1 protein-coding gene is annotated in these 2,092 nt (G+C 64.0%); it reads right to left on the reverse strand.

What is annotated here, in order from left to right:
* Positions 1-15: 15 nt before the first annotated feature.
* Positions 16-2,092 (reverse strand): CocE/NonD family hydrolase (locus EN994_RS28630; protein WP_348631694.1); only part of this gene is annotated, 2,077 nt, incomplete at its 5' end.

Below are 2,092 nucleotides of genomic sequence, written 5' to 3' on the forward strand. Positions count from 1 at the left end.
GCCAATCGCCGCCGCTCAGTTGAGATCGCGCCGATACTCCTTGACCTCGCTGCGGTCGACGATCCGCTCGTCTCCGTCATGGGCAGTGATGTGGGTCTCGATCCGCCAGACGTCGCGCAGCGCGCGCACCGTCGCCGTCACTGAAAGGCGCGCCTGCCAGTCGCCGCGGCCATAGGATTTTTCCCAGGTGCAGGTGCCGACCGCCGAGGTCGGGTCGTCGGGGTGAATGGAGAACCGGTCGACATGCTTCGCTGAAAGGACGATTCCCGTATGCGGATGCCGCACCGTGCCGCCATCATTGACGACTTGGTAGACCGTCTCGCTGGTGACCTGGTCTGTCGAAACCGAGCGCTGAAAACCGTCGCCCTTGGCCAGAACCTCCTGCTCCATCGGCGCGGCGCTTTCCGGAGCCAGGAAGGCCCCCAGCGTGTCGTCCAGCTTCTGCGGCGCGCGCACCGGCAGGATCAGCCGGCTGTCCCCGCAATGGATCGACAGCGTCGCCTGCTCGGCGGTCGGAAAGACGATCGGCCAATGCGATGTCGCCAGTGCCAGCCGGATACGCTCGCCAGCCTCGAAACGCTGCCCGCAGCAGCGCAGCTTGATGCGGACGGTCTCCGCCCGGCCCGGCACCATGGGTACGATGTCCAGATCATCGTTGCGATGGCTCAGATTGAGGATGCCGTAGCTGATGCGCGAGGCAGCACCTTCCGGGAACACTTGCGACAGCGTGGCGGACAGAAGCGCAACCGGCTTGTCGGAGGAGAGCTTGACCTCGAATTCGGGAAAACCGAGGATCTCGACCGCTTCGGTCAACGGCGCCGTCTCGAAGATCAGGGCATTGCCTTCTTCCGTGCGTTGGTCGACCGGCAAGGTAGGCATGACGCCATAACCGCACCAGGCGCCGGACGACAGGCCGGCCGTCTGCGGCGATGAAATCTCCAGGATCGTGTCTTCGCCCCTGGCCTCGCTCAGCACATGCGGCGCAAGGTTCAGCACCTTTTCGCCGATTCCCGGCCCCGGCCATGCCGGCTCCGCGACCCAGCGGCCGGGTCGCTCGTCATAGATCGCTGCCGGCCGTGCGGGATCTTGAATCCAGGCGCGCAGCATCGGCTCGTCGGCAATGCCGGTGTTTATGCCCTTGAGATATTGATCCCACCAGCGCAGGCACTCCTGCAGGAAGCCGATGCGCGGTCCCGGCATGGCGAAGTGCGGATATTTATGGCCCCAGGGTCCAATCAGCCCTTTACGGGGACCGCTTAGCTTTTCCAGCATCCGGAAGATCGGATTGGGATAACCGTCGGCCCAGCCGCCGACGGCGTAGACCGGGATTTCGACATCGGAATATTCCTCGCAGATCGAACCGTGCTTGTAGAAATCGTCGCGGCGCTGGTGTTCAAACCAGTCCTGCATCCAGATGCCATTGCCATTCAGCCGTTGTTTCCAAAGATCGCGCCAGCGGTCGCCGACAATGAGCGGGTCGGGCGGGGTCATGGCGATGGCCCAGGCGGTGGTTCCCCACATCAGATTGTCGCACATCATCGCGCCGCCGAGATAATGCACGTCGTCGTTATAGCGGTCGTCGGTCGAGCACAGCGAAACGACGGCTTTCAGCGCCGGCGGCCGGCGGGCCGCGACCTGCAGCCCGTTGAAGCCGCCCCAGCTGATGCCGATCATGCCGACGCTTCCCGAGCACCAGGATTGCCTCGCCAGCCATTCGATGACCACCAGGCAGTCATCCTGCTCCTGCTTCAGATACTCACCCTTGCACAGCCCTTCGCTGTCGCCCGAGCCGCGCATATCGACCCGCACGCCGGCATAGCCGTGACCGGCGAAATAGGGATGCGTCAGCGCATCGCGCTCCACCGTTCCGTCACGCTTGCGATAGGGCAAATATTCGAGGATCGCCGGCACGGGATCGCTCTCCGCGTCTTCCGGCAGCCAGACACGCGCCGCCAGCTTGACGCCATCCGGCATCGGAATCCACAAATTCTCGATCTCGCGGATTTTGCGCGGGAAATCGGTGACGATGCGGATATCTTGCATGGCGGCTCCTCTCAACGCCCCGGCCGACACTTGCGCCGGTGGCGATCCT

This window comes from Mesorhizobium sp. M7A.F.Ca.CA.002.09.1.1, from assembly GCF_003998555.1.
Taxonomy (GTDB): Bacteria; Pseudomonadota; Alphaproteobacteria; order Rhizobiales; family Rhizobiaceae; genus Mesorhizobium; species Mesorhizobium ciceri.